This window comes from Lachnoanaerobaculum sanguinis (assembly GCF_033242365.1).
GTDB lineage: Bacteria > Bacillota > Clostridia > Lachnospirales > Lachnospiraceae > Lachnoanaerobaculum > Lachnoanaerobaculum sanguinis.
The window spans coordinates 26,128-52,494 of record NZ_BTHK01000011.1; the positions used below are offsets into that span (position 1 = coordinate 26,128).

The following is a 26,367-nucleotide window of genomic DNA, read 5'->3' on the forward strand; positions in this document are numbered from 1 at the left end:
CTTTCCCGAAATTGATTCGGGATATATTATACGGCATCCTGCCGTGATAAAGTGCGTAGCACAAGAAGGAGAAAAAAATGGGAATAAAGAAATATAGTCCATATACACCGTCAAGAAGAAACATGACAGGTTTGGACTTTAGCGTAATCACAAAGAGTACTCCTGAGAAGTCATTATTGGCACCAATTAAGAAGAACTCAGGAAGAAACAATCAGGGTAAAATAACAGTTAGACATCGCGGTGGCGGTGCAAAGAGAAAATACAGAATCATCGACTTTAAGAGAAACTCTAAAGACGGAGTTCCTGCAAAAGTTGTTGCTATAGAGTATGATCCGAACAGAACAGCTAACATTGCACTTATTGCATATGTAGACGGTGCTAAGGCTTATATACTTGCTCCTGAAGGACTTCAGGTCGGAGCTACAATCGTTAGCGGTTCAGGTGCAGAGGCAAGAGTTGGAAACTGTTTACCACTTGCAGAGATTCCTGTAGGTGCACAGATTCACAATATCGAGCTTTATCCGGGAAAGGGCGGACAGCTTGTTCGTTCAGCAGGAAATGTTGCACAGCTTATGGCAAAAGAAGGTAAGTATGCAACTCTTCGTCTTCCTTCAGGTGAGATGAGAATGGTTCCAATCATTTGTAGAGCTACTATCGGTGTTGTTGGAAACGGTGAGCATTCACTTGTTAAGCTTGGTAAAGCCGGAAGAAAGCGTCACATGGGTATAAGACCTACAGTTCGTGGTTCTGTTATGAACCCTAATGACCATCCACACGGTGGTGGTGAAGGTAAAACCGGAATCGGTCGTCCGGGTCCATCTACTCCTTGGGGCAAGCCGGCTCTTGGTCTTAAGACTAGAAACAAGAAGAAACAGTCTAATAAGTTGATCATCAGAAGAAGAGATGGTAAGGCCGCTACTAAATAAAGGAGGAAAGATAAATGTCACGTTCACTTAAAAAAGGACCATTTGCAGATGCAAGTTTATTAAAGAAAGTTGATGCAATGAATCAGACCGGCGACAAGAGTGTTATTAAAACATGGTCACGCCGTTCAACAATCTTCCCACAGATGGTAGGTCATACTATTGCTGTTCATGATGGAAGAAAGCATGTTCCGGTATATGTTACCGAGGATATGGTAGGACATAAGCTTGGTGAGTTCGTTGCAACAAGAACTTACAAAGGACATAAAGCTGACGATAAGAAAGCTTCAAGATAAGAGAGGGTTGAAAGGAGGTTTTTTAAATGGCAAAAGGACATAGATCCCAGATTAAAAGAGAAAGAAATGCAGTTAAGGACACCAGACCATCAGCTAAGCTCTCATATGCCAGAGTACCTGTTCAGAAAGCATGTTTCGTGCTTGATGCAATCAGAGGAAAGAATGTTGGTGAGGCTTTGGGTATTCTTATGTATAGCCCAAGATATGCGTCAAGTGTTATCAAGAAATTGGTAGAGTCGGCAGTAGCTAATGCTGAGAACAATAACAATTTAGATCCTTCTAAATTATATATTGCAGAGTGTTATGCAAGTGATGGCCCTATAATGAAGAGAATTAAGCCAAGAGCACAGGGTAGAGCTTATCGTATTGAGAAGAGAATGAGCCATATCACAGTGGTCTTAGATGAAAGATAGGAGGAGACGCGAAAATGGGACAGAAAGTTAATCCACATGGACTTAGAGTCGGTGTTATAAAAGACTGGAGCTCCAGATGGTACGCTGATAAGGATTTCGCTGATTGTTTAGTAGAAGACTACAATATCAGAAAGTTCTTAAAGAACAAGCTTTATTCAGCAAGCGTATCAGATATTGAAATAGAGCGTGCTTCAGACAGAGTTAGAATAATACTTCATACTGCAAGACCGGGTGTTGTTATCGGTAAGCAGGGTGCAGAAGTTGAGAAATTAAAGAAGGAAGTATCAAAGTTTACAGATAAGAAAGTATTCATTGATATCAAAGAAATCAAGAGACCTGACAGAGATGCACAGCTTGTAGCTGAGAGCATTGCTACACAGCTTGAGAACCGTATATCATTCCGTAGAGCAATGAAGTCAACAATGTCAAGAAGTATGAAGGCAGGAGTACTTGGTATCAAGGCAAGCTGCTCAGGACGTCTTGGCGGTGCCGACATGGCTCGTACAGAGTTCTATTCAGAGGGTACAATTCCTCTTCAGACATTAAGAGCTGACATTCAGTATGGTTTTGCTGAGGCAAACACAACATACGGTAAAGTTGGTGTTAAGGTTTGGATATATACCGGTGAGGTGCTTCCTCAAAGAAAAACACAGGAAGGGAGCGTAAAATAATATGTTAATGCCTAAGAGAGTAAAGCGTAGAAAACAGTTTAGAGGTTCTATGGCCGGAAAGGCCTTAAGAGGCAATAAGATCACTTATGGTGAGTATGGTTTAGTGTCCCTTGATCCTTGTTGGATAAAGTCAAACCAGATAGAGGCTGCCAGAGTTGCTATGACTCGTTATATCAAGCGTGGTGGTAAAGTTTGGATAAAGATTTTCCCTGATAAGCCTGTTACAGCAAAACCTGCTGAGACTCGAATGGGTTCAGGTAAGGGATCTACAGAATATTGGGTAGCTGTTGTAAAGCCGGGTCGTGTATTATTTGAGATCGCAGGCGTACCTGAAGAGGTTGCCAGAGAGGCTCTTCGTCTTGCAATGCATAAGCTTCCTTGCAGATGTAAGATAGTTTCAAAGGCTGATTTGGAAGGCGGTGAAGCAAGTGAAAACTAAGAATTATGTAAACGAATTAAAGTCAAAAAGCTTAGAACAGTTAAATGAGGAATTGGTTTCCGCAAAGAAGGAACTTTTCAACCTTAGATTCCAAAATGCAACCAGCCAGTTGGATAACACTTCAAGAATTAAGGAAGTTCGTAGAAACATTGCCAGAATTCAGACAGTTATCACTGAGAATGCAAAATTGGCATAAAGATAAAGGAGATAAACCGTGGAGAGAAATCTTAGAAAAACCCGTATCGGCAAGGTTGTTAGCGATAAGATGGATAAGACAATCACTGTTGCAATCGAAGACCATGTAAAGCATCCACTTTATGGCAAGATTGTAAAGAAGACTGTTAAGTTCAAAGCACATGATGAAAAGAATGAATGTAACATTGGCGATACTGTAAAGATTATGGAGACAAGACCTCTTTCAAAAGATAAGAGATGGAGACTTGTACAGATAATTGAGAAGGCAAAATAATTTAGGTAGGAAGGAGTATCCGGCATGATTCAGCAGGAAACAAGATTGAAGGTAGCCGATAACACCGGAGCAAAGGAATTGCTTACAATTCGTGTTATGGGTGGTTCAACTAGAAGATATGCTCATATCGGCGATATAATCGTCGCTACCGTTAAAGATGCAACACCAGGCGGTGTTGTAAAGAAAGGTGATGTTGTTAAGGCTGTTGTAGTAAGATCAGTCAATAGCACACGCCGTAAAGACGGTTCATACATCAGATTCGATGAAAACGCAGCAGTTATAATCAAGGATGACAAGACTCCAAGAGGTACTCGTATCTTTGGACCGGTTGCAAGAGAACTTCGTGAGAAGCATTTCATGAAGATTGTATCTCTCGCACCTGAAGTATTATAAGGAGGTCTAGCGTGCATAAAATCAAAAGAGACGATATGGTTAAGATCATATCTGGAAAAGATAGAGGCAAGACAGGTAAAGTATTAAAGGTTGATACTAAGAAGAACAGAGTAGTAGTTGAAGGCTGTAATATGATTACAAAGCATACAAAACCAAGTATGGCTAACCAGAACGGTGGAATCGTAAATACAGAGGGAACTATTGATATATCAAATGTAATGTTAGTTGTTGACGGTAAGGCTACAAGAGTCGGTTTTGAAGTAAAAGACGGCAAGAAGGTTCGTGTAGCTAAGAAGACCGGCAAGGCTATCGACTAATTGGAAAGGAGGAAAACATGACAAGATTAAGGGAAACATATGAGAACGAAATCGTTGCAAAGATGATTGAGAAGTTTGGCTATAAGAATCCTATGCAGGTACCAAAGCTTGATAAGATCGTTATCAACATGGCTGTTGGTGAAGCAAAAGATAATGCAAAAGTATTAGATGCTGCAGTTAGAGATCTTGAAATTATCTCCGGACAAAAGGCGGTAGTTACAAAGGCAAAGAAATCAGTTGCTAACTTTAAACTTAGAGAGGGTATGCCTATAGGTTGTAAGGTAACTCTTCGTGGTTCAAAGATGTATGAGTTTGCTGACAGACTTATAAATCTTGCTCTTCCTAGAGTGCGTGACTTTAGAGGTGTAAATCCTAATGCATTTGATGGCAGAGGAAATTATGCTCTTGGAGTTAAGGAACAGCTTATCTTCCCTGAGATAGAGTATGATAAGATTGATAAAGTGCGTGGTATGGATGTTATATTCGTTACTACAGCAAACACAGATGAAGAAGCTAGAGAACTTTTGACATTATTCAATATGCCATTTTTCAAATAATTTAGGAGGAAGATTTCATGGCAAAGACTTCAATGAAGATTAAGCAGGCTAGACCGGCAAAATTCTCTACAAGAGAATACAGCAGATGCAAAATCTGCGGTCGTCCACATGCTTATCTTAAAAAGTATGGTATCTGTAGAATTTGCTTCCGTGAATTGGCTTATAAGGGTCAAATCCCGGGAGTTAAGAAAGCCAGCTGGTAGGCATTGAGCACTTAATGAGCACAAACGAAGTGCCGTGCGAATTTAGTGCGAAAGCCCGTCCCGAGACATTGAACACTTAGTGAACACGTAGTGTGAACTTAGTGTGAAAGTCGTTCGCGACACTCAGCGAAAACAAAGTTTGAGCGCTAGTGGAGTCGAACCAACCTTGCAAACATATGTATGCGAATGTCGAGTGGACGTTGTAAAGTTGCAAAAAGCTTAATCGAAGTAAAAAAGTAGTAATCAGATACATTTAAAATAAACAGGAGGAAAAAATTCCATGACAATGAGCGATCCAATTGCAGATATGCTTACCAGAATCAGAAATGCAAATACTGCAAAACATGACTCAGTTGATATTCCTTCCTCAAAGATGAAAATAGCAATAGCTAACATACTTGTAGAAGAAGGTTATGTAGAGAAGTACGAACTTGTTGACAATGGTAACTTCAAGGATATCAGAATATTCTTAAAGTATACAGCTAACAAGAGCGAGAGAATAATAAGTGGATTGAAGAGAATTTCAAAGCCGGGCTTACGTATATACGCAAGCAGAGAAGAGCTTCCAAGAGTTCTTGGCGGTCTTGGAACAGCTATTATTTCAACAAATAACGGCGTTATCACAGACAAAGAAGCAAGAAAGCTTAACGTAGGTGGAGAAGTATTAGCTTTCGTTTGGTAGGCATTGAACACTTAACGAACGCGAGCAAAGCGAAGCGTGAGTTTAGTGTGAAAGCCCGTCCCGAGACATTGAACACTTAGTGAACACGCAGTGTGAACTTAGTGTGAAAGTCGTTCGCGACACTCAGCGAAAACGAAGTTTGAGCGCTAGTGGAGTCGAACCCACCGGCAGATATACGTTTGCCGATGTCGAGTGGATGCCGCCCGGCACATTTGTGTATGCAAATGTCGAGTGGACAAAACAAATATAAATTAAGTTTCAACTCTAATAGCAGTAGTCATAAAGAAATATTTCTTTAATGGCTGCCTATTAGATGATATAAACCTGAAAACCTGAGCGAAAAGCTCACGATAAATTTAAGGAGGAAGACGGCATGTCACGAATTGGAAGAATGCCTATCGCAATTCCGGCAGGAGTAACTGTTACAATTGCAGAAAATAATCATGTGACTGTAAAAGGTCCTAAGGGTACACTTGAGAGAGCATTACCTGTAGAAATGACTATTAAGCAGGAAGGTGATGATATTGTAGTAACTAGACCAAATGACTTAAAGAAGAATAAGGCATTACACGGTCTCACAAGAACTCTTATACATAACATGGTAGTAGGTGTAACCGAAGGCTATGAGAAGGTACTTGAGGTAAACGGTGTTGGTTACAGAGCAGCAAAGCAAGGAAACAAGCTTGTACTTTCACTCGGATATTCACATCCTGTAGAGATGGAAGATCCTGAAGGTATCACATCTGTTCTTGACGGACAGAACATCATAAAGATTCAGGGTATTGACAAGGAAAAAGTTGGTCAGTACGCTGCTGAAATAAGAGGCAAGAGAAAGCCTGAGCCATATAAGGGCAAGGGTATCAAATACTCTACTGAAGTTATCAGACGTAAAGTCGGTAAGACCGGTAAGAAATAATAGGAGGGTAAGTAAATGGTTAGCAAAAAATCAAAAAGCGATCTTAGAACTAAGAAGCATTACAGATTACGTAATCGTCTCAGCGGAACAACTGAGAGACCACGTCTTGCTGTATTTAGAAGTAACAACCATATGTACGCTCAGATTATTGACGACACAGTGGGAAATACAGTAGTTAGTGCCTCAACACTTGAGAAGAGTGCAAGAGCGGAGCTTTCAAAGACAAATGATGTAGATGCTGCAGCATTCGTTGGAACTCTTATTGCAAAGAGAGCACTTGAGAAGGGTATAGACAAAGTTGTGTTTGATAGAGGAGGATTCATCTATCAGGGTAAGATTGCCGCACTTGCAGAAGCTGCACGTGAAGCAGGATTACAATTCTAATAGGAGGAGAAACATACATGAAGAGACAAATCATCGATCCAAGCAAATTGGAGTTAAATGACAGAGTCGTAAATATCAAGCGTGTATCCAAAACCGTAAAGGGTGGACGTACAATGAAGTTTTCTGCTCTTGTTGTTGTAGGTGACGGTAATGGTCATGTCGGTATCGGTCTTGGTAAAGCAGGAGAGGTACCTGAGGCTATCCGTAAAGGTAAAGAAGCTGCAACTAAGTCATTAGTTGAAGTTAGAATAGATGAGAATTTCAGTGTACCACATGATTACACAGGAAAATTCGGAAGTGCAAGTGTTCTTTTAAAGAGAGCACCTGAAGGTACAGGTATCATCGCAGGTGGCCCTGCCCGTGCGGTATTGGAGCTTGCAGGATATAAGAATATCCGTTCAAAGTCTTTAGGTTCAAATAACAAGACAAATGTATGTCTTGCTACACTTGCAGGTTTAGCAGCACTTAAGACTCCTGAGGAGATTGCAAAACTCCGTGGAAAGTCAGTTGAAGAAATATTAGCATAATAGGAGGAAAATATGGCAAAGTTAAAAATTACATTGGTTAAATCCCCTATCGGTGCTATCCCAAAACAGAGAGCAACTGTAGAGGCGCTTGGTTTAAGAAAATTAAACAAGACAGTGGAAATGCCTGATAATGATGCTGTAAGAGGCATGATTTGGCATGTAAGACATCTTGTAAAAGTTGAAGAAGTCTAAAGAAGGAGGTGTAGTTATGGATTTATCTAATTTACAGCCTGCATTAGGCTCAAAGCATAGCGATAATTTCAGACGTGGCCGTGGACATGGTTCAGGTAACGGTAAGACTGCCGGTAAGGGTCACAAGGGTCAGAAAGCTCGTTCAGGTGCTACAAGACCGGGATTCGAAGGTGGACAGATGCCATTATACAGACGTATCCCTAAGAGAGGATTTACAAATCGTAACTCTAAGGATATCGTAGCTGTAAACATTTCTGTTCTTGATCGTCTTGAGGACGGTATAGAAGTTACTCCTGAGACATTAGTAGCTGCAGGAATAATCAAAAATACAAGAGATGGAGTTAAACTCTTAGGAAACGGTTCATTAACAAAGAAGTTCAATATCAAGTATATTGCTGTTAGTGAAAGCGCAAAAGCTAAGATTGAAGCCGCAGGCGGAACTTGTGAGGTGATCTAATGCTCACAACACTCCGAAATGCATTTAAGGTAAAGGATGTACGAAAGAAGCTTCTGTACACATTTATAATGCTGGTAATTATTCGCTTCGGCAGTAATTTACCGATACCGGGTGTGAATACAACTTATTTTAAAGATTTTTTTGCAAAGCAGACCGGTGACGCATTTGGATTTTTCAATGCAATCACCGGAGGCTCATTTGAAAGTCTGAGTGTGCTTGCACTAAGCATTACTCCATATATTACAAGTTCTATCATAATCCAGCTTTTGACAATTGCAATTCCTGCACTTGAGGAATTACAACAGGATGGTGAAGACGGTAGAAAAAAGATAGTAGAGTACACAAGATACTTAACTGTCGCACTAGCCCTCTTACAGTCTTCAGCCATGGCAATAGGATTCGGTAGACAGGGACTTTTAATTCATTTTGGAATAAAGAGTGTAGTTGTAGCTGTAGTTACAATGACAGCAGGTAGTGCATTTTTGATGTGGATGGGAGAGAGAATTACGGAAAATGGCGTAGGAAACGGTATTTCTGTTGTTCTTCTTCTGAATATTCTTGCTTCATTACCGTCAGACTTTAACAATCTGTATGTCAGATTCTTAAAAGGTCAGACAGTGGCAAGAATGGTGGTTGCCGCAGTTATTATAATAGCTTTTATAGTAGCAATGGTAGTGTTCACCATTATCTTACAGGACGCCGAGAGAAGGATTCCTGTACAGTATTCATCCAAAACGCAGGGTAGAAGAAGTGTAGGCGGAACATCATCCAATATTCCGCTTAAAGTAAATACTGCAGGTGTTATTCCTGTTATTTTTGCTTCTTCATTATTCTCTACACCTATAGTTATTGGCCAATTCTTGCAAATTAATAACGGCTCAATAATAGGTGAGATATTAACATATATGAATTCATCAATGTGGTTTAAGCCTGAAGCACCGAAGTATTCAATCGGACTTATAGTTTATATCATTTTGATTATCTTATTTGCTTATTTTTATACATCAATTACTTTTAACCCACTTGAGGTAGCTAACAATATGAAGAAATCAGGCGGATTTATACCGGGTATCAGACCCGGAAAACCTACCAGCGATTACTTCTCAAAGATTTTAAGCTACATTATCATTATAGGTGCAACAGGACTCATAATAGTTTGTATCATACCTATAATAATTTCAGGATTGTTCAATATCAGTAGACTTTCATTTACCGGAACATCCCTGATCATCATTGTTGGTGTAGTCCTTGAGACAATAAAAGCAATTGAATCACAAATGCTTGTAAGAAATTACAGAGGATTCTTATTAGACTAGTCATCTTACGAAAAACCACTGGGGATATTCTTCAGGGGTTTTTCGTGGTTACTAATGAAAATTGGGGAGATACGCCATGAAAATTATTATGTTAGGTGCACCCGGTGCCGGAAAAGGCACACAGGCAAAGAGAATTGCAAAAAAGTATAATATACCGCATATATCCACAGGCGATATATTCAGAGCAAATATAAAAGAAAAAACCGAGCTTGGAAATAAAGCAAAAGAGTATATGGATAAGGGAGAGTTGGTCCCTGACGATATTACTATCGGAATGCTTTTAGACAGAATACATAAAGATGATTGTAAAGACGGTTTTGTACTTGACGGTTTTCCAAGAACGATACCTCAGGCAAAGTCTTTAACAAAGGCGTTATCGGAGCTTGGTGAAAAAATCGATTATGCTGTAAATATAGATGTTCCGGATGAGTCGATTATCACAAGAATGGGCGGTAGAAGAGCATGTTTAAATTGCGGAGCTACATATCATATAGTATATTCGGCACCGAAAGCGGAGAATGTATGTGATACATGTGGTAACGAGCTTGTAATCAGGGATGACGACAAGCCGGAGACCGTAAAGAAAAGACTTGAGATTTATCATGATCAGACACAGCCTTTGATAGACTACTATGATAATGAGAAAATTTTGACTTCAGTAGACGGAACAAAGGATATGGAAGAAGTATTCTTAGACATTATTGCAGTTTTGGAATAGATTGTGAGGATGAAAATGGCAGTAACAATAAAGTCTGACAGAGAAATACAATTGATGAGAGAGGCCGGAATAATACTGGCTAAAACTCATGAAGAATTGGAAAAGGCATTACATGCAGGTATGAGTACATATGAGGTGAATAAAATCGGAGATGAGATAATAAGATCATACGGTTGTGTTCCTTCATTTTTGAACTATCACGGTTATCCTGCTTCAATATGTGTGTCTGTAAATGAAGAAGTTGTACATGGTATTCCGTCAAAGAAAAGAATTTTAAAAGACGGAGACGTTGTGAGTCTAGACGCAGGTGTTATCTGGAAGGGATACCATTCAGATGCTGCCAGAACCCATATAATAGGCGAAGGAAGCGAAAAAGCAAAGGAACTTGTAAAGGTTACAAGAGAGTGCTTTTACGAGGGAATAAAATATGCGATTGCAGGAAATCACCTGAATGATATCTGTAAGGCAATAGGAAGTTATGCAAAAGAAAGAGGATATGGCGTAGTAAGAGATCTTGTGGGACATGGTATAGGTACACATCTTCACGAAGACCCTGAAGTTCCAAACTTTGATATGAAAAGAGGCGGAATTAAACTACAGCCCGGTATGACACTTGCAATAGAGCCTATGATTACGGCAGGAAGAGATGAAGTGGTATGGCTTGATGATGACTGGACGGTTGTTACAGATGACAACTCGCTTGCGGCACATTATGAAAATACTATTTTGATAACAGACGGTGAGCCTGAGATCCTTTCTTTAAGAAAAATATGATAAATACAGGCGATATCGTAGTATCAATAACGGGACATGACAGAGGAGAGCATTATTTGGTCATAGACTGTGACAAAGATTTTATCTATGTTGCCAACGGCAGATTAAAGACTCTTGACAAGCCGAAGAAGAAAAATAAAAAACATGTCAGCAGGCTTGGAAAAAGTGATGAATTTATTGATATTAAGAACAGTGGTGATAACTTTAACGATGTTAAGTTAAAATATCTCTTGAAAAAGTGGAGGAATAAATGTCTAAATCAGACGTTATAGAGATTGAAGGAACAGTTGTTGAAAAGTTACCTAATGCAATGTTTCAAGTAGAACTTGAGAACGGGCATCAGGTATTGGCACATATCAGCGGTAAACTTAGAATGAATTATATAAGAATTTTACCGGGTGATAAAGTTACTATCGAATTATCTCCATATGATTTGACAAAAGGAAGAATCATTTGGCGTGATAAATAAAATAAGACCTTGCATATTATAGTAGTTAATGCTATAATACTATGGCGTCTTTATTAGTAGCGATGAAAGGAGAGTTACAATGAAGGTCAGATCTTCAGTGAAACCGATTTGCGAAAAATGCAAAATAATTAAGAGAAAAGGTTCCATCAGAGTAATTTGTGAGAACCCAAAGCACAAGCAGAGACAAGGTTGATCTGCATAGGAATAAGGAGGAAGTAGGTAAATGGCTCGTATAGCAGGCGTTGATTTACCAAGAGAAAAGCGTATTGAGATTGGTTTGACATATATCTATGGTATAGGTCTTACAAGTTCAAAGCGTATCTTGAAAGAGGCTAATGTAAATCCTGATACAAGAGTAAAGGATCTTACAGACGATGAAGTAAAAGAATTGGCACAGGTTATTTCCGATACTCAGATGGTAGAGGGTGATCTTAGAAGAGAGATCGCTATGAACATCAAGAGATTACAGGAAATAGGATGTTATCGTGGTATTCGTCATAGAAAGAATCTTCCGGTTCGCGGACAGAAAACTAAGACAAATGCAAGAACACGTAAGGGTCCAAGAAAGACAGTAGCAAACAAGAAGAAATAATAGATAATATAGTCTATTCATTTTTTCGAAAAGTAATTTTCGCTGTATGTTTTAAAAACAGGAGCGTAGTAAAGTTTAAAAAGGTAGGTTAGTTTAATGGCAAAGAATGCGTCCACCAAGAAGGTGACAAAAAAGCGCGTAAAGAAAAACGTTGAACGCGGACAGGCACATATTCAGTCATCATTTAACAATACAATTGTTACATTAACTGATACCCAGGGTAATGCGATATCATGGGCAAGTGCCGGTGGTCTAGGATTTAGAGGTTCAAAGAAATCTACTCCATATGCGGCATCTATGGCTGCAGAAACTGCTGCAAAGGCAGCTTTAGTACATGGACTTAAGTATGTAGATGTTATGGTAAAGGGACCCGGTTCAGGAAGAGAAGCAGCTATTCGTGCGTTGGCTGCATGTGGAATAGAAGTAACAAGTATTAAGGATGTAACTCCGGTACCACACAATGGATGTCGTCCACCAAAACGCAGAAGAGTCTAATAGGAGGTACTAAAAGTGGCAATTAATAGAGTTCCCGTTCTTAAAAGATGCAGATCACTTGGCCTTGAGCCGGGTTTTCTGGGAATAGATAAAAAGTCTAACAGAGATACAAAAAAAGCAGGCCGTAAGCTTAGCGAGTACGGTTTGCAGCTTAGAGAAAAGCAGAAAGCAAAGTTTATCTACGGTGTATTAGAGAAACCGTTCAGAAATTACTATGCTAAGGCTGAGAGAATGAAGGGCCAGGTTGGTGAGAACCTTATGATTCTCTTAGAGAGAAGACTTGACAATGTTGTTTTCCGTATGGGATTCGGCAGAACAAGAAAAGAAACAAGACAGATTGTTGATCATAAGCACGTTCTTGTAAACGGTAAGTGTGTAAATATTCCATCTTACCTTGTAAAGGCAGGAGATGTTATAGAGATCAAAGAGAAGGCAAAATCATCTGCAAGATATAAAGAAGTTGTAGAGTCAACAGCCGGAAGAATTGTACCGGCTTGGATTGATGCAGATCTTGAAAACTTAAAAGGTACTGTAAAGAGCCTCCCTACAAGAGAAGAAATTGATGTTCCTGTAGACGAACTTCTTATCGTTGAGTTGTACTCTAAGTAATAGGAATCTTAACAGCTGATACTTATTTTCGTATCAGCTGATTTGCTAATAATAGAAATATTTTAGCCTTGAAGTATTAACCAAGTCTCAAATATTTGAGACATAGATATAGTTTATCTAAAAGGAGGGACATTCGTGTTTGATTTTGAAAAACCCAATATAGAGATTGCAGAAATTTCCGAGGATAAGAAGTTCGGCAGATTCATATGTGAACCACTGGAGAGAGGTTATGGAACAACTTTAGGCAATTCCCTAAGAAGAATCATGCTCTCATCCCTCCCTGGATCGGCTGTCAGTCAGGTTAAGATTGACGGTGTGTTGCATGAATTTTCTTCCATACCGGGAGTAAAAGAAGATGTGACAGAGATCATAATGAATGTAAAGAGCCTTGCAATCAAAAATACATCTATTGATGATGAGCCGAAGGTTGCTTATATAGATTTTGACGGTGAAGGAGTTATCACTGCAGAAGATATTCAATGTGATCCAAGTATAGAAATCATTAACAAAGACCAGGTTATTGCAACAGTTTCAGAAGGAAAGTTCTACATGGAACTGACAATAACAAACGGTAGAGGTTATGTAAGTTCAGATAAAAATAAAGGAGAGGATACTCCTATAGGTGTGATAGCTATTGACTCTATTTATACACCTGTAGAGAGAGTAAATCTTCTTGTAGAGAACACTCGTGTAGGTCAGATGACAGACTTTGATAAATTAACACTTGATGTTACTACAAACGGTACATTGGCACCTGATGAGGCGGTAAGTTTAGCTGCCAAAGTTTTGAGTGAGCACCTTAATCTGTTTATAGATTTGTCTGATAACGCTAAAACTGTCGATGTAATGGTAGAAAAAGCAGAGGATGACAAGGAAAAAGTTCTGGAGATGAATATAGATGAACTTGAACTGTCAGTTAGATCTTACAACTGTTTAAAGAGAGCAGGAATCAATACAGTTGAAGAATTGTGTTCACGTACTTCAGATGATATGATGAAAGTCAGAAATCTGGGTAGAAAATCATTAGAAGAAGTCCTTCAAAAGCTTGAAGAGCTTGGACTTCACCTTCGTGAGAGCGAAGAATCATAAAAAAGAATAAATAGACATATATAGTAAGTCCAATGTCAGCGTATATATGTTTCCTATGGAGGAGAAAAAAATGGCAAAGTATAGAAAACTTTCAAAGACATCAAGTCAGAGAAAAGCATTATTGAGAAACCAGGTTACAGCACTTTTACAGCATGGTAAGATTGTGACTACAGAGGCAAGAGCAAAAGAGATCAGAAAGATTGTTGAGCCGCTTATAGCATTAGCTGTTAAGGAGAAGGATAACTTCGACCTTGTAAAGGTAAATGCAAAGGTTGCAAGAAAAGATGCTGACGGCAAGAGAGTAAAAGAAGTTGTAGACGGTAAGAAAGTTACTGTTTATGACGAGGTGGAGAAGGAAATCAAGAAAGACAGACCTTCAAGACTTCATGCAAGAAGCAAAATCAATGCTGTAGTATATGTTCCGACAGAGTTACCTGCAAAGGCAGCCGGAAAGAAGAAGAATACAAAGTCAGTTGACCTTGCAAAGAAGCTTTTCGATGAGTACGGTCCAAAGTATGCAGATCGTAAGGGTGGATACACAAGAATAGTTAAGATCGGTCTTCGTAAGGGAGATGCGGCTATGGAAGTTTTACTTGAGTTAGTATAATACCATCTTTGATATATAAAAGTAGCAGTCTATGACTGCTATTTTTTATGCAATAAATTTGACATTGATTGAGCTTACAGAATATTTATGATATAATTCGATAACTACGACAGGAGAGTCTTTTATGATTGAAAAAAAACTTAGAGGATATATTCTGCCTAATATCCTTGCTACAACAGGTACATCATGTTATGTATTGGCAGATACTATTTTTATATCGATGGCGGAAGGAGCAAACGGAATAACCGGATTAAATCTTGTTTTACCTATATTTGCAATAACATTTGCTATAGGAGCCATGATCGGAATAGGCTCTGCAACAAAGTACACATTATTAAAGTCACTTGGTAATAAAAACAGTGCGGATAAATATTTTTCAAATTCATTTTTTTGGAGCTTCTTATTCAGCTTACCTTTTTTAATTTTGGGTATTTTTGTTCCTGATGTTGTACTTAAGATTTTCGGTGCGGATGAAGTAATAGTAAATGTAACTCACACATATGCACGTATTATTCTTTGCTTCTCGCCGTTTTTTATGTTGAACTTTACATTTACAGCGTTTGTGAGAAATGACAACTCACCGAGGATTGCTATGGCGGCAACACTCATAAGCGGAATTTTTAATATAATATTTGATTACATACTTATTTTCCCCGTAGGTATGGGTATGGCAGGTGCGGCACTTGCAACAGGAATATCACCGATAGTAAGTATGAGCATCTGTATGGTACATTTTCTGTCAAAAAAGAATAATGTGCGTTTTTGCTTTAATTTGCCTTCAGTAAAAAAATTGATTTTATCATGCAGTCTCGGTCTGGTGGCATTTGTAGGTGAAATTTCAAACGGAATAATAACAACAGTATTTAACTTTATACTGCTCTCACTTGTAGGTAATATAGCGGTTGCAGCATATGGAGTTATAGCAAACTCCGCCTTGGTGGGAGTGGCGATGCTAAACGGTGTATCACAAGGATTACAGCCCGTGGCAAGTGAAACTTTCGGTAAAGGTGAAAATAAAGACTTAAAGAAAATATATATATATTCAATTTCTGTAGGTATGATTATAGCAGGAGTTTTGGTGGCAACGGTTATGGCATTTGCTCCAAATATTATAGCCGAATTTAACAATGAAAATTCCGATGTGTTGGCAAATTATGCAATTCCGGGTATCAGAATTTATTTTATAGGATTTATACCTGCCGCATTTAATATTATTACGGCAGGATTTTACAGTGCTACAGGAAGAGGAAAAGAGTCCTCTCTTATAGCAATATCAAGAGGTATAGTGGCAATAATTGTATTTGCACTTATCTTACCGGGGATTTTCGGAATAACAGGAGTTTGGAGCTCATTTTTTGCTGCGGAAATGTTTACTGCAATATTATGTATAATACTGATGAGAAAAAGTTTTTGAAAAAAATAAAAAATTTGCAACAGCATGCAATAAAATGATATTCTCATGCATTAATATAGTGAAAGGATGATTATTAGATGCTTAATTTTGTGGCGGTCTTGGAGGAGGGATCAAAAGCTTCGTCGACGGTGGATGATAAACTTATAAAAGATATCGCAAAGGGAAGTATGGAGGCTTTACATACTTTATATGAAAAAACTCATAAAAGTGTATATGCCTTTGCCCTTTCAATAACAAAGAATACTCATGATGCAGAGGATATTTTGCAGGATACTTTTTTGAAAATCTATCAAAAGGCAGCAGATTACACCTCATACGATAAACCGATGGCATGGATATTTACAATAGCAAGAAATTTTGCACTTATGAAGATTCGTGACGGAAAAAAAGAGGGTAGTTTAGAAGATGATAATGATTTGCCGGAACAGGATTTTTCCTTTGTGGAAGATCTCAGTGAGCGTATTATTCTAAAAACAACTATAAATAAGTTGGACGATAATGAAAGAACGATACTTTTGCTGCATGCGGTGGCAGGTCTTAAGAATCGTGAAATAGCGGAATTACTTGATATGTCCATAAATACCGTGCTTTCAAAGTACAACAGGACTGTCAGGAAGATGCAGAAATACTTGGAAGAGGAGGGCTTTTGATGAAAAGAGAAGAAATTGAGAAGAAGCTCGACACTGCTGTATCGGGAATGATTCCCGAGGATATGTTTAAAAGAATTTCTGAAAATATTGTTTCTGTTGACGCAGAAAGGATTGAAAAAGGAATGAAGAAGAAGTTTAATATATTCGGTAAGGGATTTATAGGAGTGGCGGTTGCCGCTTGTGTGCTGTTTGCAGTAGGAGTTGTAGGTGTTCCGTATTACGGAAATAACTATGTTCCGGATTCACATGTGGATATTGACGTAAATCCGGGAGTTGAGATTGTAACAAACAAAAAGAATAAGGTTTTAGAAGTTCAGTCCACAAATCAGGACGGAGCAAGCGTTATTGACGGAATGGATCTAAAGAATACCGAGCTTAAGGTTGCCGTTAATGCGCTTATAGGTTCAATGGTCCAAAAGGGTTATATCCAAAATGACAATACAGGTATTTTGGTAACCGTAAGAAATGATAATGAAGAAAAGGCAAACAAAGTTAAGGCGGAAGTGCTAAATGATATAAATACTGCACTTTCAACAAATTCGGTACAGGCAACAGTTATAAATCAGACTGTAAAGACTACTGTGGATGCAAAGAAGTTTGCGACAGAAAACAATATATCCATAGGAAAGGCGGTATTTGTACTGAATCTTGCCGCTAAAGACGGTTCTCTGGATGCAAAAGAACTTGCCAAGATGAAAGTAAGCGAGATTGCAAGTCTGGTTGTACAAAAGGGCATAGATATCAGAGATATAGTTGATTACGATTTTGATGACAGTATCTGGGAAAATATTGCAGATGCTATTGAAGATATAGATGAAGATGCGAGAGAAAAAGAAATTGCTACAAGCGCCGCCGTAGAGAACAGTACTGCAGCCGCCACAACACCACAGCCTGCTACGACGCAGCCTGCAGTAACTGTCGCACCTGCTACAACAGCCGCACAGTCAAATAACACTGTCGGAGATATAGGCATAGAAAAGGCTAAAGAAATAGCTATGTCTCATGCAGGAGTTTCAAGCGGAAGCGTATCATTTGTAAAGGCAAAGATTGACACAGAGGATGGTGTAAAGGTTTATGATATAGAATTCTACAGCGGTAATGTTGAGTATGATTATGAAATCAACGCCGCAACAGGTGCAATAGTGTCATTTGACCAGGATATTGAAAACTATGAGATACCTACACAGCCGGCAGCGCCTACACAGGCACAGACAGCTTCAGTTATCTCAGTAGACAAAGCAAAGCAGATAGCACTCTCACATGCCGGTGTTAGCGGTGCAAGTTTTAAAAAAGTAAAACTTGATACAGATGACGGCGTAAGAGTTTATGAGATTGAGTTTAAGGTTGGAAATGTAGAATACGACTACGATATCGATGCTTCAAGCGGTGCGATAATATCAAGCAGTTCAGAGATAGATGATTAAGATAGATATAAAAGAATATAGTTATAAAAGTAACGATACTATACATATTGACAAACCGCTAAAAAGGATTTACATTGTATACAGATGCTCCTAACAAGGAAGACGGGATCTTTATACCGTATCTGACTTGAAAGGTGGTTTGTGAATGTATAAGATTGTGCGAATGCACATTTATTTGATTACCCAAAGCCACCGAGGCTTTGGGTTTTTTGATACAAAAATCTATTATTTATAAAGGGGAAATATGGATAACAGAGTAGCATTGATGGCAATAATTGTGGAGGACAGGGATTCTGTAAAAGAGCTCAACGATTTATTGCATGAGTACGGAGATCATATTATCGGAAGAATGGGTATACCCTATCATAAAAGAGGTATAAGTGTGCTGTCGGTTGCTCTCGACGCACAAAATAATGTGATTTCAAGTCTGTCAGGTAAAATCGGGAAATTACCGGGGGTAAGTATAAAAACCGCTTATTCAAATGTGGGTGATGCAAATGGCTAAAGATATATCACTTTATAAGACGAACTTTAAAAATACCGAATATGACAGACATTTGGAAATTGATAAAAGCATTGCTCTGATAGAAAGATTAGAAAAAGAAAGAAGTCTTAGCCTTGAAGAATACCAATATCTTGTAGAGAATTTGAACGAAGAGGTATTTGACTATATCAGTAAAAAGGCAAGAATTATAGGCGATGAAAATTACGGTAAAGATGTTTATCTCAGAGGCTTGATAGAGATAAGCAATATTTGCAAAAACGATTGTTATTATTGCGGAATAAGACATTCAAACAGAAATTGTGACCGCTACAGGCTCACAGAAGAAGAAATACTTGAATGTGCGGATGAAGGATACAGGCTCGGTTATAGAACCTTTGTAATGCAGGGAGGTGAAGACGGAAAATTTGAACCGGATTATATATGTAGTATTGTAAAGAAAATCAAGGAAAAGTATAAGGACGTTGCCGTTACACTTTCTTTGGGAGAATATGAGAAAGAAGACTATCAGAAAATGTTTGACGCAGGTGCGGACAGATATCTTTTGAGACATGAGACTGCGGACAAAGAACATTATGAGAAACTTCACCCAAAACAGATGTCATTCGAGCACAGAATGAACTGTCTTAAAGCTTTAAAAGATATCGGATTTCAGGTAGGATGCGGATTCATGGTGGGCTCACCGTATCAAAGCTCTTTTACATTGGCTAAGGATTTAAAGTTTATAGAAGAATTCGGACCGCAGATGTGCGGTATAGGACCTTTTATACCACATCATGATACTGCATTTAAGGACGAAAAAAGCGGCAGTATTCAAATGACTTTATTTTTAATAGCTATTCTTAGAATAATGAGACCGAATATGCTAATACCGGCAACGACTTCTTTAAGTACATTGGACAATCTGGGGAGAGAGAAGGGAATACTTGCAGGTGCAAATGTGGTGATGCCGAATCTTTCACCGTTAAAAACAAGAAAAAAATATGAACTATATGACGGAAAAGTATGTACAGGAGATGAAGCCGCTCACTGCATCGGATGTATTACCAACAGAATCAACAATATAGGTTACGGAGTTGCAAAAGTAAGAGGAGATTATAAATGTTTAAATACGATGTAAAATCAAGGAACGCCGAAGAATTTATAAACCATGAAGAAATATTGGAGACATTAAAGTTTGCCGAGGAAAATAAAAACAATATTCCTTTGATAGAAGAATACCTTGAAAAAGCAAGACCGAAAAAAACGGAGAAAGGTATTATAGCCAAAGGGCTTACTCATAGAGAGGCATCAGTACTTCTTGCCTGTGAGGACAAGGAAATCATAGAAAAGATATATGAACTTGCCGGAGAGATAAAGCAGACCTTTTATGGAAACAGAATAGTAATGTTTGCACCTCTCTATCTTTCAAACTACTGTGTAAACGGATGTGTATACTGTCCATATCACGCAAAGAATAAAAATATAGCCAGAAAGAAACTTACTCAGGAAGAGATAAAGAATGAGGTAATTGCACTTCAGGACATGGGACATAAGAGACTTGCCATAGAATCAGGTGAGGATCCTATAAACAGTCCTATTGAGTATATACTTGAATCCATAAAGACTATCTACAGTATAAAGCATAAAAACGGTGCTATAAGAAGAGCAAATGTAAATATTGCAGCCACTACAGTGGAAAATTATAAAAAGCTTCATGAAGCCGGAATCGGAACATATATACTTTTCCAAGAGACCTATAATAAAGAATCTTATGAGAACCTTCATCCTACAGGACCGAAGCATAACTATATATACCATACAGAGGCTATGGACAGAGCTATGGAGGGTGGAATTGATGATGTAGGTCTTGGAGTACTCTTCGGACTGGAGTCATATAAATATGAGTTTGCAGGAATTTTGATGCATGGGGAACACTTGGAAGCGACATTCGGAGTAGGACCTCATACTATAAGTGTACCCAGAATTAAAAGAGCCGATGATATAGATCCGGATGCTTTTGACAACGGACTTGATGATGATACTTTTGAAAAGATTATTGCATGTATAAGAATAGCGGTTCCTTATACCGGAATGATTATCTCTACAAGAGAGAGTCAGGAAGTAAGAGAAAGAGCCTTGAAGGTGGGAATTTCACAGATAAGCGGTGCTTCAAGAACCTCAGTCGGCGGATATACTGAGGAAATCAGACCTACAGATTCGGAGCAGTTTGATGTATCGGATCAAAGAACTTTGGATGAGGTTGTGGACTGGCTCATGGGAATGGGACATATACCTTCATTTTGCACCGCCTGCTACAGAGAAGGCAGAACAGGTGACAGATTTATGAGCCTTTGCAAGAGCGGACAGATTATAAACTGCTGTCATCCGAATGCTCTTATGACTCTCAGTGAATATATGACCGATTATGCATCCGATCAGACCAAAGAGCATGGAATGAAGATGATAAAATCGGAGATTGAAAAGGTAAGCAATCCGAAGGTAAAGGAAAGAGCAATTCAGTATATCAATGAAATTGAAACTACAAATGCAAGGGATTTCAGGTTCTGATATGAATAGTACACCGATGGGAGAGAGAGCGACTATTTGTCTTTTCGGTCGCTGTAATGTTGGAAAATCAAGCTTGATAAATGCTATAACCTCACAGGACATTGCAATAGTATCCGATATAAGCGGAACCACAACAGATCCTGTTAAAAAGAGTATGGAGCTTTTACCGTTCGGTCCGGTGGTACTTGTGGATACACCGGGACTTGACGATAGGAGCAGTCTTGGAAATTTAAGAGTGGAAAAGAGTCTGGAATATATAGACAGAGCCGATCTTATACTCTTTGTAGTGGATGCAGGAAGCGAGTTTAGTGATGATGAGCTTGAATTTTTAGAAAAGATAAAAGAAAAGAGATGTCTTGTTGTAGGAAATAAATGTGATTCTATAGCAGATGAAGAAAGAACAGAGAAAAAAATTGATATATATGTTTCCGCATTAAATAATATTAATATAGATAAGCTGAAAGATATGATGTCTGAGGTTCTTGGAAAAGAAAAGAAAGAAAAGACCATACTCGGTGATATGATGAAGGAAGGTGATATTATAATGCTTGTAACACCTATAGATTCATCAGCACCGAAGGGCAGACTTATCTTACCCCAGCAGCAGGTAATAAGAGAAATTCTTGACAGGCATGGTATTGCTGTTGTGGTCCAGGTAGATGAGATAGAAGCAACACTTAAAAAATTTAATGATATTGCCTTGGTGGTATGCGATTCACAGGTGTTTAAAGAAGTGGATGAATTGATACCTCAAAACATACCTCTAACTTCATTTTCAATAATATTTGCCAACTATAAGGGGGCTCTTTACAATCTTTATAATGCTGCAAGAGTTATAGACACACTTAAAGAAGGAGATAAAATACTTATAAGTGAAGGCTGTACACATCACAGACAATGTGAAGACATAGGAAGTGTGAAAATACCGAGGCTTGTCAGAAAATTTACAGGTTTGCAGGATGAAGATGCGTTGAAGTTTGAACTTACAAGCGGAGGAGAGTTTCCAAAAGATCTGTCTGAATACAAGATAATAATTCATTGCGGTGCATGCATGTTAAATGAAAACCAGATGAAGGCCAGAATGAAGTATGCAAATGAAGCTACAATACCAATGACAAATTATGGTATATCAATAGCTTATATGAACGGCATACTTGAAAGAGCGATGAAACCTCTTGAGGGTAAATTTTAGATAACAAAATGGGGCTTCGCCAAGATGATTCAATCATTTAAAGCGACAGCCCCGTTTTTATCTCAAGCTAAGTAAAGAAAGTGATTCTTCATTTCTGAATTGAAGTGAAATCTCTGTGAGCTCATCGGGAGTTTCCTTCATATCTCGGCTCATCCAGAATATCAGATTATTGTAAATTCCACCTATAATATAAGAAAGCTCATATTGTTTTGAGAGTGGAAAATCTTTTGCAAGTTCACTGAATTGAAATCTCTTTGAAAGCACATCCAAAAGCAGGAATGAGAGATTAGCATAATGAATAAGTAAAATTTCTTTTCTGTAATTAAAAAAAGCGGTATATATTGAATGTATATACAGTGTAAAATCAATACTTGAAAGATTTGTATAGCCTTCAAGTGATTCTTTTAAAACCATATCAAAAAAGAATGATATAATATCTTCCTTAGATTTAAAATGTCTGTAGTATGATGATCTGTCCACACCGGCTTTTTTGGCAATCTCACCGATTGAAATTTTTGTATAATCTTTTTCAAGCATAAGTTCTAATAGAGCACCGGCCATATAGCCCATCATCATTTCATGCGTAGTATTTTTTCGTCTCATATATTTCTCCATAACAAAATACAAATGAATTATAATATCAGAAAAAATAAAAGGCAATATATATCCTTTATTTTAGATATATATTGCCTTTAAAGAGGGATGTATAAATATTTATCAGTCTTCTTTTTTCTTTGTAACTCCGGCAACCATTCCCATAGCTACCAAAGAGCCGAAGAGCATCATTACGCTTCCTGTCATGTCTGAAGCATCGGCAGTCTTAGGAACATTAAGTTTTCCTCTTGTGTTCTTTCTTGCAGAAGGACCTACAGGTGAAGGTGCCTTTGTGGCATCGCCTGCTGTATTCTGAGCTGCAGGTGTTACACTTGGAGCTGCAGGTGTCTGACTTGGAGTTGTAGCAGTGTAATTGCTGCTTGAAGAACGTCTGCCTGAACTGCCGCCTGAACTTGAACCGCCTGAACTCTTTCTTGAGTTTGAGCCTGTAGCAATTATAGAATTAGATGGTGTCGTAGGCTTTATTGTTGCTGTAGAAGATGTTGCTCTTGGTGTTGAAGGTGTAGCAACAGCAGGTGCAGCAGGTGCAACAGTTGTAGTTGTAGTAACTCTGTCTATTATGAAGATATACTGTGCATTTGAGTTCTTTGCTTTTCTTCTTACAAAGATTGCATCATTTGCACCGAGGTTTTGAACGTTTTTTCCTGAAGGAAGAGTAAGTGTAAAGTTTCCCGAAGCGTCAGGAGTAGCAGTTGCATTTGAAAGAGCTACTATATTTGAGCTTGCATTAAATATAGCGTTTGCAGCTGCAGCTGTGATAGAACCTGATACCTTTGGAGCAACAGTGTACTCATATGTGTAGTCGTTTAAGCTCTTAGCAACTGTATTAGAGTATAATGAGCCTCCTGTAACCTTTGCAGAAAGTGTAGTAGCACCTGCTGCAGGAATCTCAACGCTTATCTGTGTATCGTCATTTACGATTTTATTTGCTGTAGCATTAAATGTTGAAGAACCTACAGTTGAAGATACTTTAACACCCATCTGCTCTGAGTTGTGGAAAAGTGTCTGCCAGTTTGCAGGGAGCTGGAAGCTGAATCCTGTCCAAGCGCCTGCGCTGCCTGTCCATGTAAGAGCAGGTGCGGTAACTATTGCAGATCCTGCATTATTAGTTATAGTAACAGAAGTTGTAGCTTTTACAGCATCACTGATTCCTGTTCCCTCAAGGGCTACAGCTACAGTATTTCCTGAAATATTAACAGCGTCTGTATTAGGAATTGCATGTCCCTGTGCCACTGCAGGATTTGATGCAAAACCTCCGGCGAAAACACTTAATGTAGGTAATGCGGTTGCTGATATGATCGGTGTTGCCAATGCTAATGAAAGAGCAATTGCAATTGCTTTCTTGTTTAAATTTAATTTCATATTCTTATATCTCCTGTTCCTTTGAACTTTTTAACATATGCGTATTATACAATATTCTTGAAAGGATATTTTTAAAAAGTATAAATTGCGTGATATTAGGTATAAACTGCGTAATAAATTCAAATATTAAGTAATCTTTACATTTTTTGGTTATAATCTTATCTTTTTTTTATAACCGGATTGGGATATAATAAGATAAGTAGTGCAAATTTACTATTTTAACAATGGGGGTCAATATGTCAAAAAATAAAAATGCTCTCGGAGTATTTATGCTGTTGCTCGCGGCTTTGATATGGGGATCGGCTTTTTCAGCACAGAGTATAGGAGCAAGATATGTAAATGCTTATACATTCTTGGCAATAAGGAGCTGGATATCCTTTATTGCAATGATTCCTGTAGTATGTTTTTTTAAGAGTAAAAAAAGTTCAAACAGACATACAACAAATAAGTCTTATAATAAGACATTAATCATAGCTTCACTATGCTCAGGATTCTTTCTTTTCATTGCAAGCGCTATGCAGCAGATAGGTATAAAAGAATCCAATGCGTCAAAAGCCGGATTTATCACCGCATTGTACGTGATTTTCGTTCCGATTATTTCAATTATATTTTTTAAGATGAAAGAAGGAATTAGACTTTGGATAAGTGTTGTACTTAGTGTTGCAGGACTTTTTTTACTATGTATACATGACGGATTTAATTTAGAGTACGGAGACGCAATTCTTTTATTCTGCGCATTTTTATTTGCCCTTCAGATAATAACGGTGGCTCATTTTGTAAAAAAAGTGGACGTTTTGGATTTGTCTATATTTCAATTTTTGGTGGTGGCAATTTTTTCAAGTATTGTGATGATTGCTGCCCAAAAACCGTCTGCAGATATGATATTTAAGGCAATGCCCGCACTTTTATTTGTAGGAATTTTCAGCGGTGCATGCGGATATACATTGCAAAATGTAGGACAGCAATATGTAAGACCAAGTATTGCAAGTCTTTTGATGAGTCTGGAGAGTGTGTTCAGTGCGATATTTGCATGGATAATATTGGGGGAAATGTTGGGAAGTCGTGAGATGCTTGGAGCAATACTTATGTTTTCCGCCATAATCTTGGCACAGCTTCCTATAAAGGGTAGAGAATAATGGATATCTATGATTTGATAAAGGATGAAGAAAGAGTCTCTTTTATCGGAATGTGTAAGAATGCAGGAAAGACCACAGTATTAAATGAGGTAATAAAAAAACTTCATAATAATAATGAAAGTATTTTGCTTACATCCATAGGAAGAGACGGTGAAGAACTTGATCTGGTAACCAATACCAAAAAGCCGGAGATATATGTTTATAAGGAAGATTATATCGCAACAGCAAGAGATTTGATAAAGTATTGTGATATAACAAAAGAAATAGTAGAGAGTACCGGAATATATACTCCGCTTGGAGAAATAATAATAATCAAAGCCCTGAGTGACGGCTTTGTACAAATAGCAGGTCCGTCTATTGCTACACAAATGGCAACAGTTTGTGAGAGCTTTAAAAAATACAGCAAGGGAAAGATCTTGATAGATGGAGCCTTGGAGAGAAAAAGTATTGCTACAGGGAAGGTAAGTAATGTGGCAATACTTTCAAGCGGTGCTTCATACAGTGTTGATATGGAAAAGACTGTCAGGGATACAATATATACATCTATGCTTTTTTCACTTCCGGAATATAAGCTTGATCTTCCGAATGATTTTAACAGAGAAAATTACGGTGATAAGTATTACATAATAGAAGGTAATACTATAAAAAAGACTGATAAAAAGATTGAGCTTAGAGAGGTATGGGCAAAGGAAAGTGAAGTAGAGAGTATATTTGTAAACGGTGCGCTAAGCGATGCCATGATAAATTCTTTGCTGTTATCAAATGTAAAACTTGAGGGAAAACGACTTGTGTTTTTTGACGGTTCAAGAATTTTGATAAAATATGAAAATTTTGAAAAACTCAGACAAAGAGGTTTGATATTTTCATGTATTGAGGCAATAAATATAGTGGCGATTACAATAAATCCTTTTTCAGCCTACGGACATCACTATGACAGTGAAAAATTTTTAGCATATATGCAAAAGTGTACAGATTTACCGGTTATAAATATTGAAAGCAATCATAGGGGGTAGC

The 26,367-nt window shown here is 38.1% G+C and carries 39 protein-coding genes; 37 read left to right on the top strand and 2 right to left on the bottom strand.

Going from position 1 to position 26,367, the window contains the following annotated elements; all coding sequences use genetic code 11:
- Window positions 1–77: 77 nt before the first annotated feature.
- The 35 genes from rplB to hydF all read left to right on the top strand — a co-directional run bounded on the left by rplB (window position 78) and on the right by hydF (window position 22,240).
- A complete protein-coding gene (gene rplB / locus SBH76_RS08435) occupies window positions 78–926 on the top strand; it encodes a 50S ribosomal protein L2 (RefSeq protein ID WP_007593357.1) in 849 nt (282 codons plus the stop codon).
- Window positions 927–940: 14 nt separating this feature from the next.
- Window positions 941–1,219 (top strand): 30S ribosomal protein S19, encoded by a 279-nt coding sequence (rpsS, locus tag SBH76_RS08440; RefSeq protein ID WP_007593355.1) that lies wholly within the window; start codon window positions 941–943, stop codon window positions 1,217–1,219.
- Between the two features lie 26 nt (window positions 1,220–1,245).
- Complete coding sequence (gene rplV / locus SBH76_RS08445; protein WP_007593354.1) at window positions 1,246–1,632, top strand: 50S ribosomal protein L22; 387 nt, start codon at window positions 1,246–1,248, stop codon at window positions 1,630–1,632.
- A 14-nt stretch (window positions 1,633–1,646) separates the two neighbouring features.
- Window positions 1,647–2,303, top strand: a complete 657-nt coding sequence (gene rpsC, locus SBH76_RS08450) for a 30S ribosomal protein S3 (protein WP_009220720.1) — start codon at window positions 1,647–1,649, stop codon at window positions 2,301–2,303.
- Between the two features lies 1 nt (window position 2,304).
- Window positions 2,305–2,742 carry a 50S ribosomal protein L16 gene (rplP, locus tag SBH76_RS08455; RefSeq protein WP_007593351.1) on the top strand — a complete coding sequence of 146 codons (438 nt, stop codon included), beginning with the start codon at window positions 2,305–2,307 and terminating at the stop codon, window positions 2,740–2,742.
- Entirely contained in the window at window positions 2,732–2,938 is a 207-nt protein-coding gene (gene rpmC / locus SBH76_RS08460) for a 50S ribosomal protein L29 (RefSeq protein ID WP_007593349.1), read from the top strand. Before rplP ends, rpmC begins: the two co-directional genes overlap by 11 nt.
- An 18-nt stretch (window positions 2,939–2,956) precedes the next feature.
- Window positions 2,957–3,211 (top strand): 30S ribosomal protein S17, encoded by a 255-nt coding sequence (rpsQ, locus tag SBH76_RS08465; RefSeq protein ID WP_007593341.1) that lies wholly within the window; start codon window positions 2,957–2,959, stop codon window positions 3,209–3,211.
- Between the two features lie 24 nt (window positions 3,212–3,235).
- The gene (gene rplN, locus SBH76_RS08470) at window positions 3,236–3,604 is read left to right on the top strand and encodes a 50S ribosomal protein L14 (protein ID WP_007593340.1); all 369 of its coding nucleotides are present in this window, start codon (window positions 3,236–3,238) and stop codon (window positions 3,602–3,604) included.
- An 11-nt stretch (window positions 3,605–3,615) separates the two neighbouring features.
- Window positions 3,616–3,921: a 50S ribosomal protein L24 gene (gene rplX / locus SBH76_RS08475; protein ID WP_007593339.1), complete on the top strand. Its 306-nt coding sequence runs from the start codon at window positions 3,616–3,618 to the stop codon at window positions 3,919–3,921.
- A 17-nt stretch (window positions 3,922–3,938) separates the two neighbouring features.
- Window positions 3,939–4,478 (top strand): 50S ribosomal protein L5, encoded by a 540-nt coding sequence (gene rplE, locus SBH76_RS08480; RefSeq protein WP_007593338.1) that lies wholly within the window; start codon window positions 3,939–3,941, stop codon window positions 4,476–4,478.
- Between the two features lie 17 nt (window positions 4,479–4,495).
- Window positions 4,496–4,681, top strand: coding sequence for a type Z 30S ribosomal protein S14 (locus SBH76_RS08485; RefSeq protein ID WP_007593336.1), 186 nt, complete (start codon window positions 4,496–4,498; stop codon window positions 4,679–4,681).
- 280 nt (window positions 4,682–4,961) lie between these two features.
- Complete coding sequence (gene rpsH / locus SBH76_RS08490) at window positions 4,962–5,363, top strand: 30S ribosomal protein S8 (protein WP_007593334.1); 402 nt, start codon at window positions 4,962–4,964, stop codon at window positions 5,361–5,363.
- A gap of 373 nt (window positions 5,364–5,736) precedes the next feature.
- Window positions 5,737–6,279 (top strand): 50S ribosomal protein L6, encoded by a 543-nt coding sequence (rplF, locus tag SBH76_RS08495; protein ID WP_007593332.1) that lies wholly within the window; start codon window positions 5,737–5,739, stop codon window positions 6,277–6,279.
- Window positions 6,280–6,294: 15 nt separating this feature from the next.
- On the top strand, window positions 6,295–6,663 hold the full coding sequence (rplR, locus tag SBH76_RS08500) for a 50S ribosomal protein L18 (protein WP_317977477.1): 369 nt from the start codon (window positions 6,295–6,297) through the stop codon (window positions 6,661–6,663).
- 17 nt (window positions 6,664–6,680) lie between these two features.
- On the top strand, window positions 6,681–7,190 hold the full coding sequence (gene rpsE, locus SBH76_RS08505; RefSeq protein ID WP_007593327.1) for a 30S ribosomal protein S5: 510 nt from the start codon (window positions 6,681–6,683) through the stop codon (window positions 7,188–7,190).
- A gap of 12 nt (window positions 7,191–7,202) precedes the next feature.
- On the top strand, window positions 7,203–7,382 hold the full coding sequence (rpmD, locus tag SBH76_RS08510; protein WP_007593325.1) for a 50S ribosomal protein L30: 180 nt from the start codon (window positions 7,203–7,205) through the stop codon (window positions 7,380–7,382).
- A 16-nt stretch (window positions 7,383–7,398) separates the two neighbouring features.
- Window positions 7,399–7,839 carry a 50S ribosomal protein L15 gene (gene rplO / locus SBH76_RS08515; protein WP_315035356.1) on the top strand — a complete coding sequence of 147 codons (441 nt, stop codon included), beginning with the start codon at window positions 7,399–7,401 and terminating at the stop codon, window positions 7,837–7,839.
- The gene (gene secY, locus SBH76_RS08520; RefSeq protein ID WP_007593321.1) at window positions 7,839–9,155 is read left to right on the top strand and encodes a preprotein translocase subunit SecY; all 1,317 of its coding nucleotides are present in this window, start codon (window positions 7,839–7,841) and stop codon (window positions 9,153–9,155) included. Before rplO ends, secY begins: the two co-directional genes overlap by 1 nt.
- A 76-nt stretch (window positions 9,156–9,231) precedes the next feature.
- Entirely contained in the window at window positions 9,232–9,873 is a 642-nt protein-coding gene (locus SBH76_RS08525) for an adenylate kinase (protein ID WP_034213121.1), read from the top strand.
- Window positions 9,874–9,888: 15 nt separating this feature from the next.
- On the top strand, window positions 9,889–10,647 hold the full coding sequence (gene map / locus SBH76_RS08530) for a type I methionyl aminopeptidase (protein WP_317977478.1): 759 nt from the start codon (window positions 9,889–9,891) through the stop codon (window positions 10,645–10,647).
- The gene (locus SBH76_RS08535; RefSeq protein WP_317977479.1) at window positions 10,644–10,919 is read left to right on the top strand and encodes a KOW domain-containing RNA-binding protein; all 276 of its coding nucleotides are present in this window, start codon (window positions 10,644–10,646) and stop codon (window positions 10,917–10,919) included. The genes map and SBH76_RS08535 overlap by 4 nt, the downstream gene beginning before the upstream one ends.
- A complete protein-coding gene (infA, locus tag SBH76_RS08540; protein ID WP_007593317.1) occupies window positions 10,898–11,116 on the top strand; it encodes a translation initiation factor IF-1 in 219 nt (72 codons plus the stop codon). The genes SBH76_RS08535 and infA overlap by 22 nt, the downstream gene beginning before the upstream one ends.
- Before the next feature lie 79 nt (window positions 11,117–11,195).
- Window positions 11,196–11,309 carry a 50S ribosomal protein L36 gene (gene rpmJ / locus SBH76_RS08545; RefSeq protein WP_003497809.1) on the top strand — a complete coding sequence of 38 codons (114 nt, stop codon included), beginning with the start codon at window positions 11,196–11,198 and terminating at the stop codon, window positions 11,307–11,309.
- A gap of 30 nt (window positions 11,310–11,339) precedes the next feature.
- Window positions 11,340–11,708 carry a 30S ribosomal protein S13 gene (gene rpsM, locus SBH76_RS08550; RefSeq protein ID WP_009663113.1) on the top strand — a complete coding sequence of 123 codons (369 nt, stop codon included), beginning with the start codon at window positions 11,340–11,342 and terminating at the stop codon, window positions 11,706–11,708.
- A 96-nt stretch (window positions 11,709–11,804) separates the two neighbouring features.
- Window positions 11,805–12,203 carry a 30S ribosomal protein S11 gene (rpsK, locus tag SBH76_RS08555; RefSeq protein WP_007593313.1) on the top strand — a complete coding sequence of 133 codons (399 nt, stop codon included), beginning with the start codon at window positions 11,805–11,807 and terminating at the stop codon, window positions 12,201–12,203.
- Window positions 12,204–12,218: 15 nt separating this feature from the next.
- Window positions 12,219–12,812 (top strand): 30S ribosomal protein S4, encoded by a 594-nt coding sequence (gene rpsD / locus SBH76_RS08560; protein WP_009663027.1) that lies wholly within the window; start codon window positions 12,219–12,221, stop codon window positions 12,810–12,812.
- 135 nt (window positions 12,813–12,947) lie between these two features.
- Complete coding sequence (locus SBH76_RS08565; protein ID WP_007593307.1) at window positions 12,948–13,901, top strand: DNA-directed RNA polymerase subunit alpha; 954 nt, start codon at window positions 12,948–12,950, stop codon at window positions 13,899–13,901.
- A gap of 70 nt (window positions 13,902–13,971) precedes the next feature.
- Window positions 13,972–14,508 (top strand): bL17 family ribosomal protein, encoded by a 537-nt coding sequence (locus SBH76_RS08570; RefSeq protein ID WP_009663030.1) that lies wholly within the window; start codon window positions 13,972–13,974, stop codon window positions 14,506–14,508.
- A gap of 124 nt (window positions 14,509–14,632) precedes the next feature.
- Window positions 14,633–15,922 carry an MATE family efflux transporter gene (locus tag SBH76_RS08575; protein WP_317977480.1) on the top strand — a complete coding sequence of 430 codons (1,290 nt, stop codon included), beginning with the start codon at window positions 14,633–14,635 and terminating at the stop codon, window positions 15,920–15,922.
- Between the two features lie 77 nt (window positions 15,923–15,999).
- A complete protein-coding gene (locus tag SBH76_RS08580; protein ID WP_034213112.1) occupies window positions 16,000–16,572 on the top strand; it encodes an RNA polymerase sigma factor in 573 nt (190 codons plus the stop codon).
- Window positions 16,572–17,996 (top strand): PepSY domain-containing protein, encoded by a 1,425-nt coding sequence (locus SBH76_RS08585; RefSeq protein WP_317977481.1) that lies wholly within the window; start codon window positions 16,572–16,574, stop codon window positions 17,994–17,996. The genes SBH76_RS08580 and SBH76_RS08585 overlap by 1 nt, the downstream gene beginning before the upstream one ends.
- A 244-nt stretch (window positions 17,997–18,240) precedes the next feature.
- Window positions 18,241–18,501, top strand: a complete 261-nt coding sequence (locus SBH76_RS08590) for a TM1266 family iron-only hydrogenase system putative regulator (RefSeq protein WP_317977482.1) — start codon at window positions 18,241–18,243, stop codon at window positions 18,499–18,501.
- On the top strand, window positions 18,494–19,618 hold the full coding sequence (gene hydE / locus SBH76_RS08595) for a [FeFe] hydrogenase H-cluster radical SAM maturase HydE (protein ID WP_317977483.1): 1,125 nt from the start codon (window positions 18,494–18,496) through the stop codon (window positions 19,616–19,618). Before SBH76_RS08590 ends, hydE begins: the two co-directional genes overlap by 8 nt.
- The gene (gene hydG, locus SBH76_RS08600; protein ID WP_317977484.1) at window positions 19,600–21,048 is read left to right on the top strand and encodes a [FeFe] hydrogenase H-cluster radical SAM maturase HydG; all 1,449 of its coding nucleotides are present in this window, start codon (window positions 19,600–19,602) and stop codon (window positions 21,046–21,048) included. Before hydE ends, hydG begins: the two co-directional genes overlap by 19 nt.
- Window positions 21,026–22,240: a [FeFe] hydrogenase H-cluster maturation GTPase HydF gene (gene hydF / locus SBH76_RS08605; RefSeq protein ID WP_317977530.1), complete on the top strand. Its 1,215-nt coding sequence runs from the start codon at window positions 21,026–21,028 to the stop codon at window positions 22,238–22,240. The genes hydG and hydF overlap by 23 nt, the downstream gene beginning before the upstream one ends.
- 57 nt (window positions 22,241–22,297) lie before the next feature.
- Here hydF and SBH76_RS08610 read toward each other — a convergent pair whose 3' ends face one another.
- Both SBH76_RS08610 and SBH76_RS08615 read right to left on the bottom strand, forming a co-directional pair.
- A complete protein-coding gene (locus tag SBH76_RS08610; RefSeq protein WP_009663007.1) occupies window positions 22,298–22,843 on the bottom strand; it encodes a TetR/AcrR family transcriptional regulator in 546 nt (181 codons plus the stop codon).
- A gap of 114 nt (window positions 22,844–22,957) precedes the next feature.
- Complete coding sequence (locus tag SBH76_RS08615) at window positions 22,958–24,217, bottom strand: hypothetical protein (protein WP_317977485.1); 1,260 nt, start codon at window positions 24,215–24,217, stop codon at window positions 22,958–22,960.
- A gap of 236 nt (window positions 24,218–24,453) precedes the next feature.
- Between SBH76_RS08615 and SBH76_RS08620 the strand changes: the two genes are divergently transcribed.
- Both SBH76_RS08620 and kamB read left to right on the top strand, forming a co-directional pair.
- Window positions 24,454–25,353: a DMT family transporter gene (locus SBH76_RS08620; protein ID WP_317977486.1), complete on the top strand. Its 900-nt coding sequence runs from the start codon at window positions 24,454–24,456 to the stop codon at window positions 25,351–25,353.
- On the top strand, window positions 25,353–26,366 hold the full coding sequence (gene kamB, locus SBH76_RS08625) for a lysine 5,6-aminomutase reactivase subunit KamB (protein WP_317977487.1): 1,014 nt from the start codon (window positions 25,353–25,355) through the stop codon (window positions 26,364–26,366). Before SBH76_RS08620 ends, kamB begins: the two co-directional genes overlap by 1 nt.
- The last annotated feature ends 1 nt before the right edge of the window (window position 26,367 follow it).

Coding starts and splice junctions, on each gene's coding strand:
- rpsK (WP_007593313.1), top strand. CDS start 11,805: ATGGCAAAGAATGCGTCCACCAAGAAGGTGACAAAAAAGCGCGTAAAG.
- rpsE (WP_007593327.1), top strand. CDS start 6,681: ATGAAGAGACAAATCATCGATCCAAGCAAATTGGAGTTAAATGACAGA.
- rpsS (WP_007593355.1), top strand. CDS start 941: ATGTCACGTTCACTTAAAAAAGGACCATTTGCAGATGCAAGTTTATTA.
- SBH76_RS08590 (WP_317977482.1), top strand. CDS start 18,241: ATGGATAACAGAGTAGCATTGATGGCAATAATTGTGGAGGACAGGGAT.
- rpsM (WP_009663113.1), top strand. CDS start 11,340: ATGGCTCGTATAGCAGGCGTTGATTTACCAAGAGAAAAGCGTATTGAG.
- rplN (WP_007593340.1), top strand. CDS start 3,236: ATGATTCAGCAGGAAACAAGATTGAAGGTAGCCGATAACACCGGAGCA.
- SBH76_RS08620 (WP_317977486.1), top strand. CDS start 24,454: ATGTCAAAAAATAAAAATGCTCTCGGAGTATTTATGCTGTTGCTCGCG.
- rpmJ (WP_003497809.1), top strand. CDS start 11,196: ATGAAGGTCAGATCTTCAGTGAAACCGATTTGCGAAAAATGCAAAATA.
- SBH76_RS08610 (WP_009663007.1), bottom strand. CDS start 22,843: ATGAGACGAAAAAATACTACGCATGAAATGATGATGGGCTATATGGCC.
- SBH76_RS08570 (WP_009663030.1), top strand. CDS start 13,972: ATGGCAAAGTATAGAAAACTTTCAAAGACATCAAGTCAGAGAAAAGCA.
- SBH76_RS08575 (WP_317977480.1), top strand. CDS start 14,633: ATGATTGAAAAAAAACTTAGAGGATATATTCTGCCTAATATCCTTGCT.
- SBH76_RS08525 (WP_034213121.1), top strand. CDS start 9,232: ATGAAAATTATTATGTTAGGTGCACCCGGTGCCGGAAAAGGCACACAG.
- kamB (WP_317977487.1), top strand. CDS start 25,353: ATGGATATCTATGATTTGATAAAGGATGAAGAAAGAGTCTCTTTTATC.
- SBH76_RS08615 (WP_317977485.1), bottom strand. CDS start 24,217: ATGAAATTAAATTTAAACAAGAAAGCAATTGCAATTGCTCTTTCATTA.
- rplE (WP_007593338.1), top strand. CDS start 3,939: ATGACAAGATTAAGGGAAACATATGAGAACGAAATCGTTGCAAAGATG.
- rplR (WP_317977477.1), top strand. CDS start 6,295: ATGGTTAGCAAAAAATCAAAAAGCGATCTTAGAACTAAGAAGCATTAC.
- rplO (WP_315035356.1), top strand. CDS start 7,399: ATGGATTTATCTAATTTACAGCCTGCATTAGGCTCAAAGCATAGCGAT.
- rpsC (WP_009220720.1), top strand. CDS start 1,647: ATGGGACAGAAAGTTAATCCACATGGACTTAGAGTCGGTGTTATAAAA.
- infA (WP_007593317.1), top strand. CDS start 10,898: ATGTCTAAATCAGACGTTATAGAGATTGAAGGAACAGTTGTTGAAAAG.
- SBH76_RS08580 (WP_034213112.1), top strand. CDS start 16,000: ATGCTTAATTTTGTGGCGGTCTTGGAGGAGGGATCAAAAGCTTCGTCG.
- rplF (WP_007593332.1), top strand. CDS start 5,737: ATGTCACGAATTGGAAGAATGCCTATCGCAATTCCGGCAGGAGTAACT.
- rplV (WP_007593354.1), top strand. CDS start 1,246: ATGGCAAAAGGACATAGATCCCAGATTAAAAGAGAAAGAAATGCAGTT.
- SBH76_RS08585 (WP_317977481.1), top strand. CDS start 16,572: ATGAAAAGAGAAGAAATTGAGAAGAAGCTCGACACTGCTGTATCGGGA.
- rplB (WP_007593357.1), top strand. CDS start 78: ATGGGAATAAAGAAATATAGTCCATATACACCGTCAAGAAGAAACATG.
- rpmD (WP_007593325.1), top strand. CDS start 7,203: ATGGCAAAGTTAAAAATTACATTGGTTAAATCCCCTATCGGTGCTATC.
- hydG (WP_317977484.1), top strand. CDS start 19,600: ATGTTTAAATACGATGTAAAATCAAGGAACGCCGAAGAATTTATAAAC.
- SBH76_RS08485 (WP_007593336.1), top strand. CDS start 4,496: ATGGCAAAGACTTCAATGAAGATTAAGCAGGCTAGACCGGCAAAATTC.
- map (WP_317977478.1), top strand. CDS start 9,889: ATGGCAGTAACAATAAAGTCTGACAGAGAAATACAATTGATGAGAGAG.
- hydE (WP_317977483.1), top strand. CDS start 18,494: ATGGCTAAAGATATATCACTTTATAAGACGAACTTTAAAAATACCGAA.
- rpsH (WP_007593334.1), top strand. CDS start 4,962: ATGACAATGAGCGATCCAATTGCAGATATGCTTACCAGAATCAGAAAT.
- secY (WP_007593321.1), top strand. CDS start 7,839: ATGCTCACAACACTCCGAAATGCATTTAAGGTAAAGGATGTACGAAAG.
- hydF (WP_317977530.1), top strand. CDS start 21,026: ATGCAAGGGATTTCAGGTTCTGATATGAATAGTACACCGATGGGAGAG.
- rplP (WP_007593351.1), top strand. CDS start 2,305: ATGTTAATGCCTAAGAGAGTAAAGCGTAGAAAACAGTTTAGAGGTTCT.
- SBH76_RS08535 (WP_317977479.1), top strand. CDS start 10,644: ATGATAAATACAGGCGATATCGTAGTATCAATAACGGGACATGACAGA.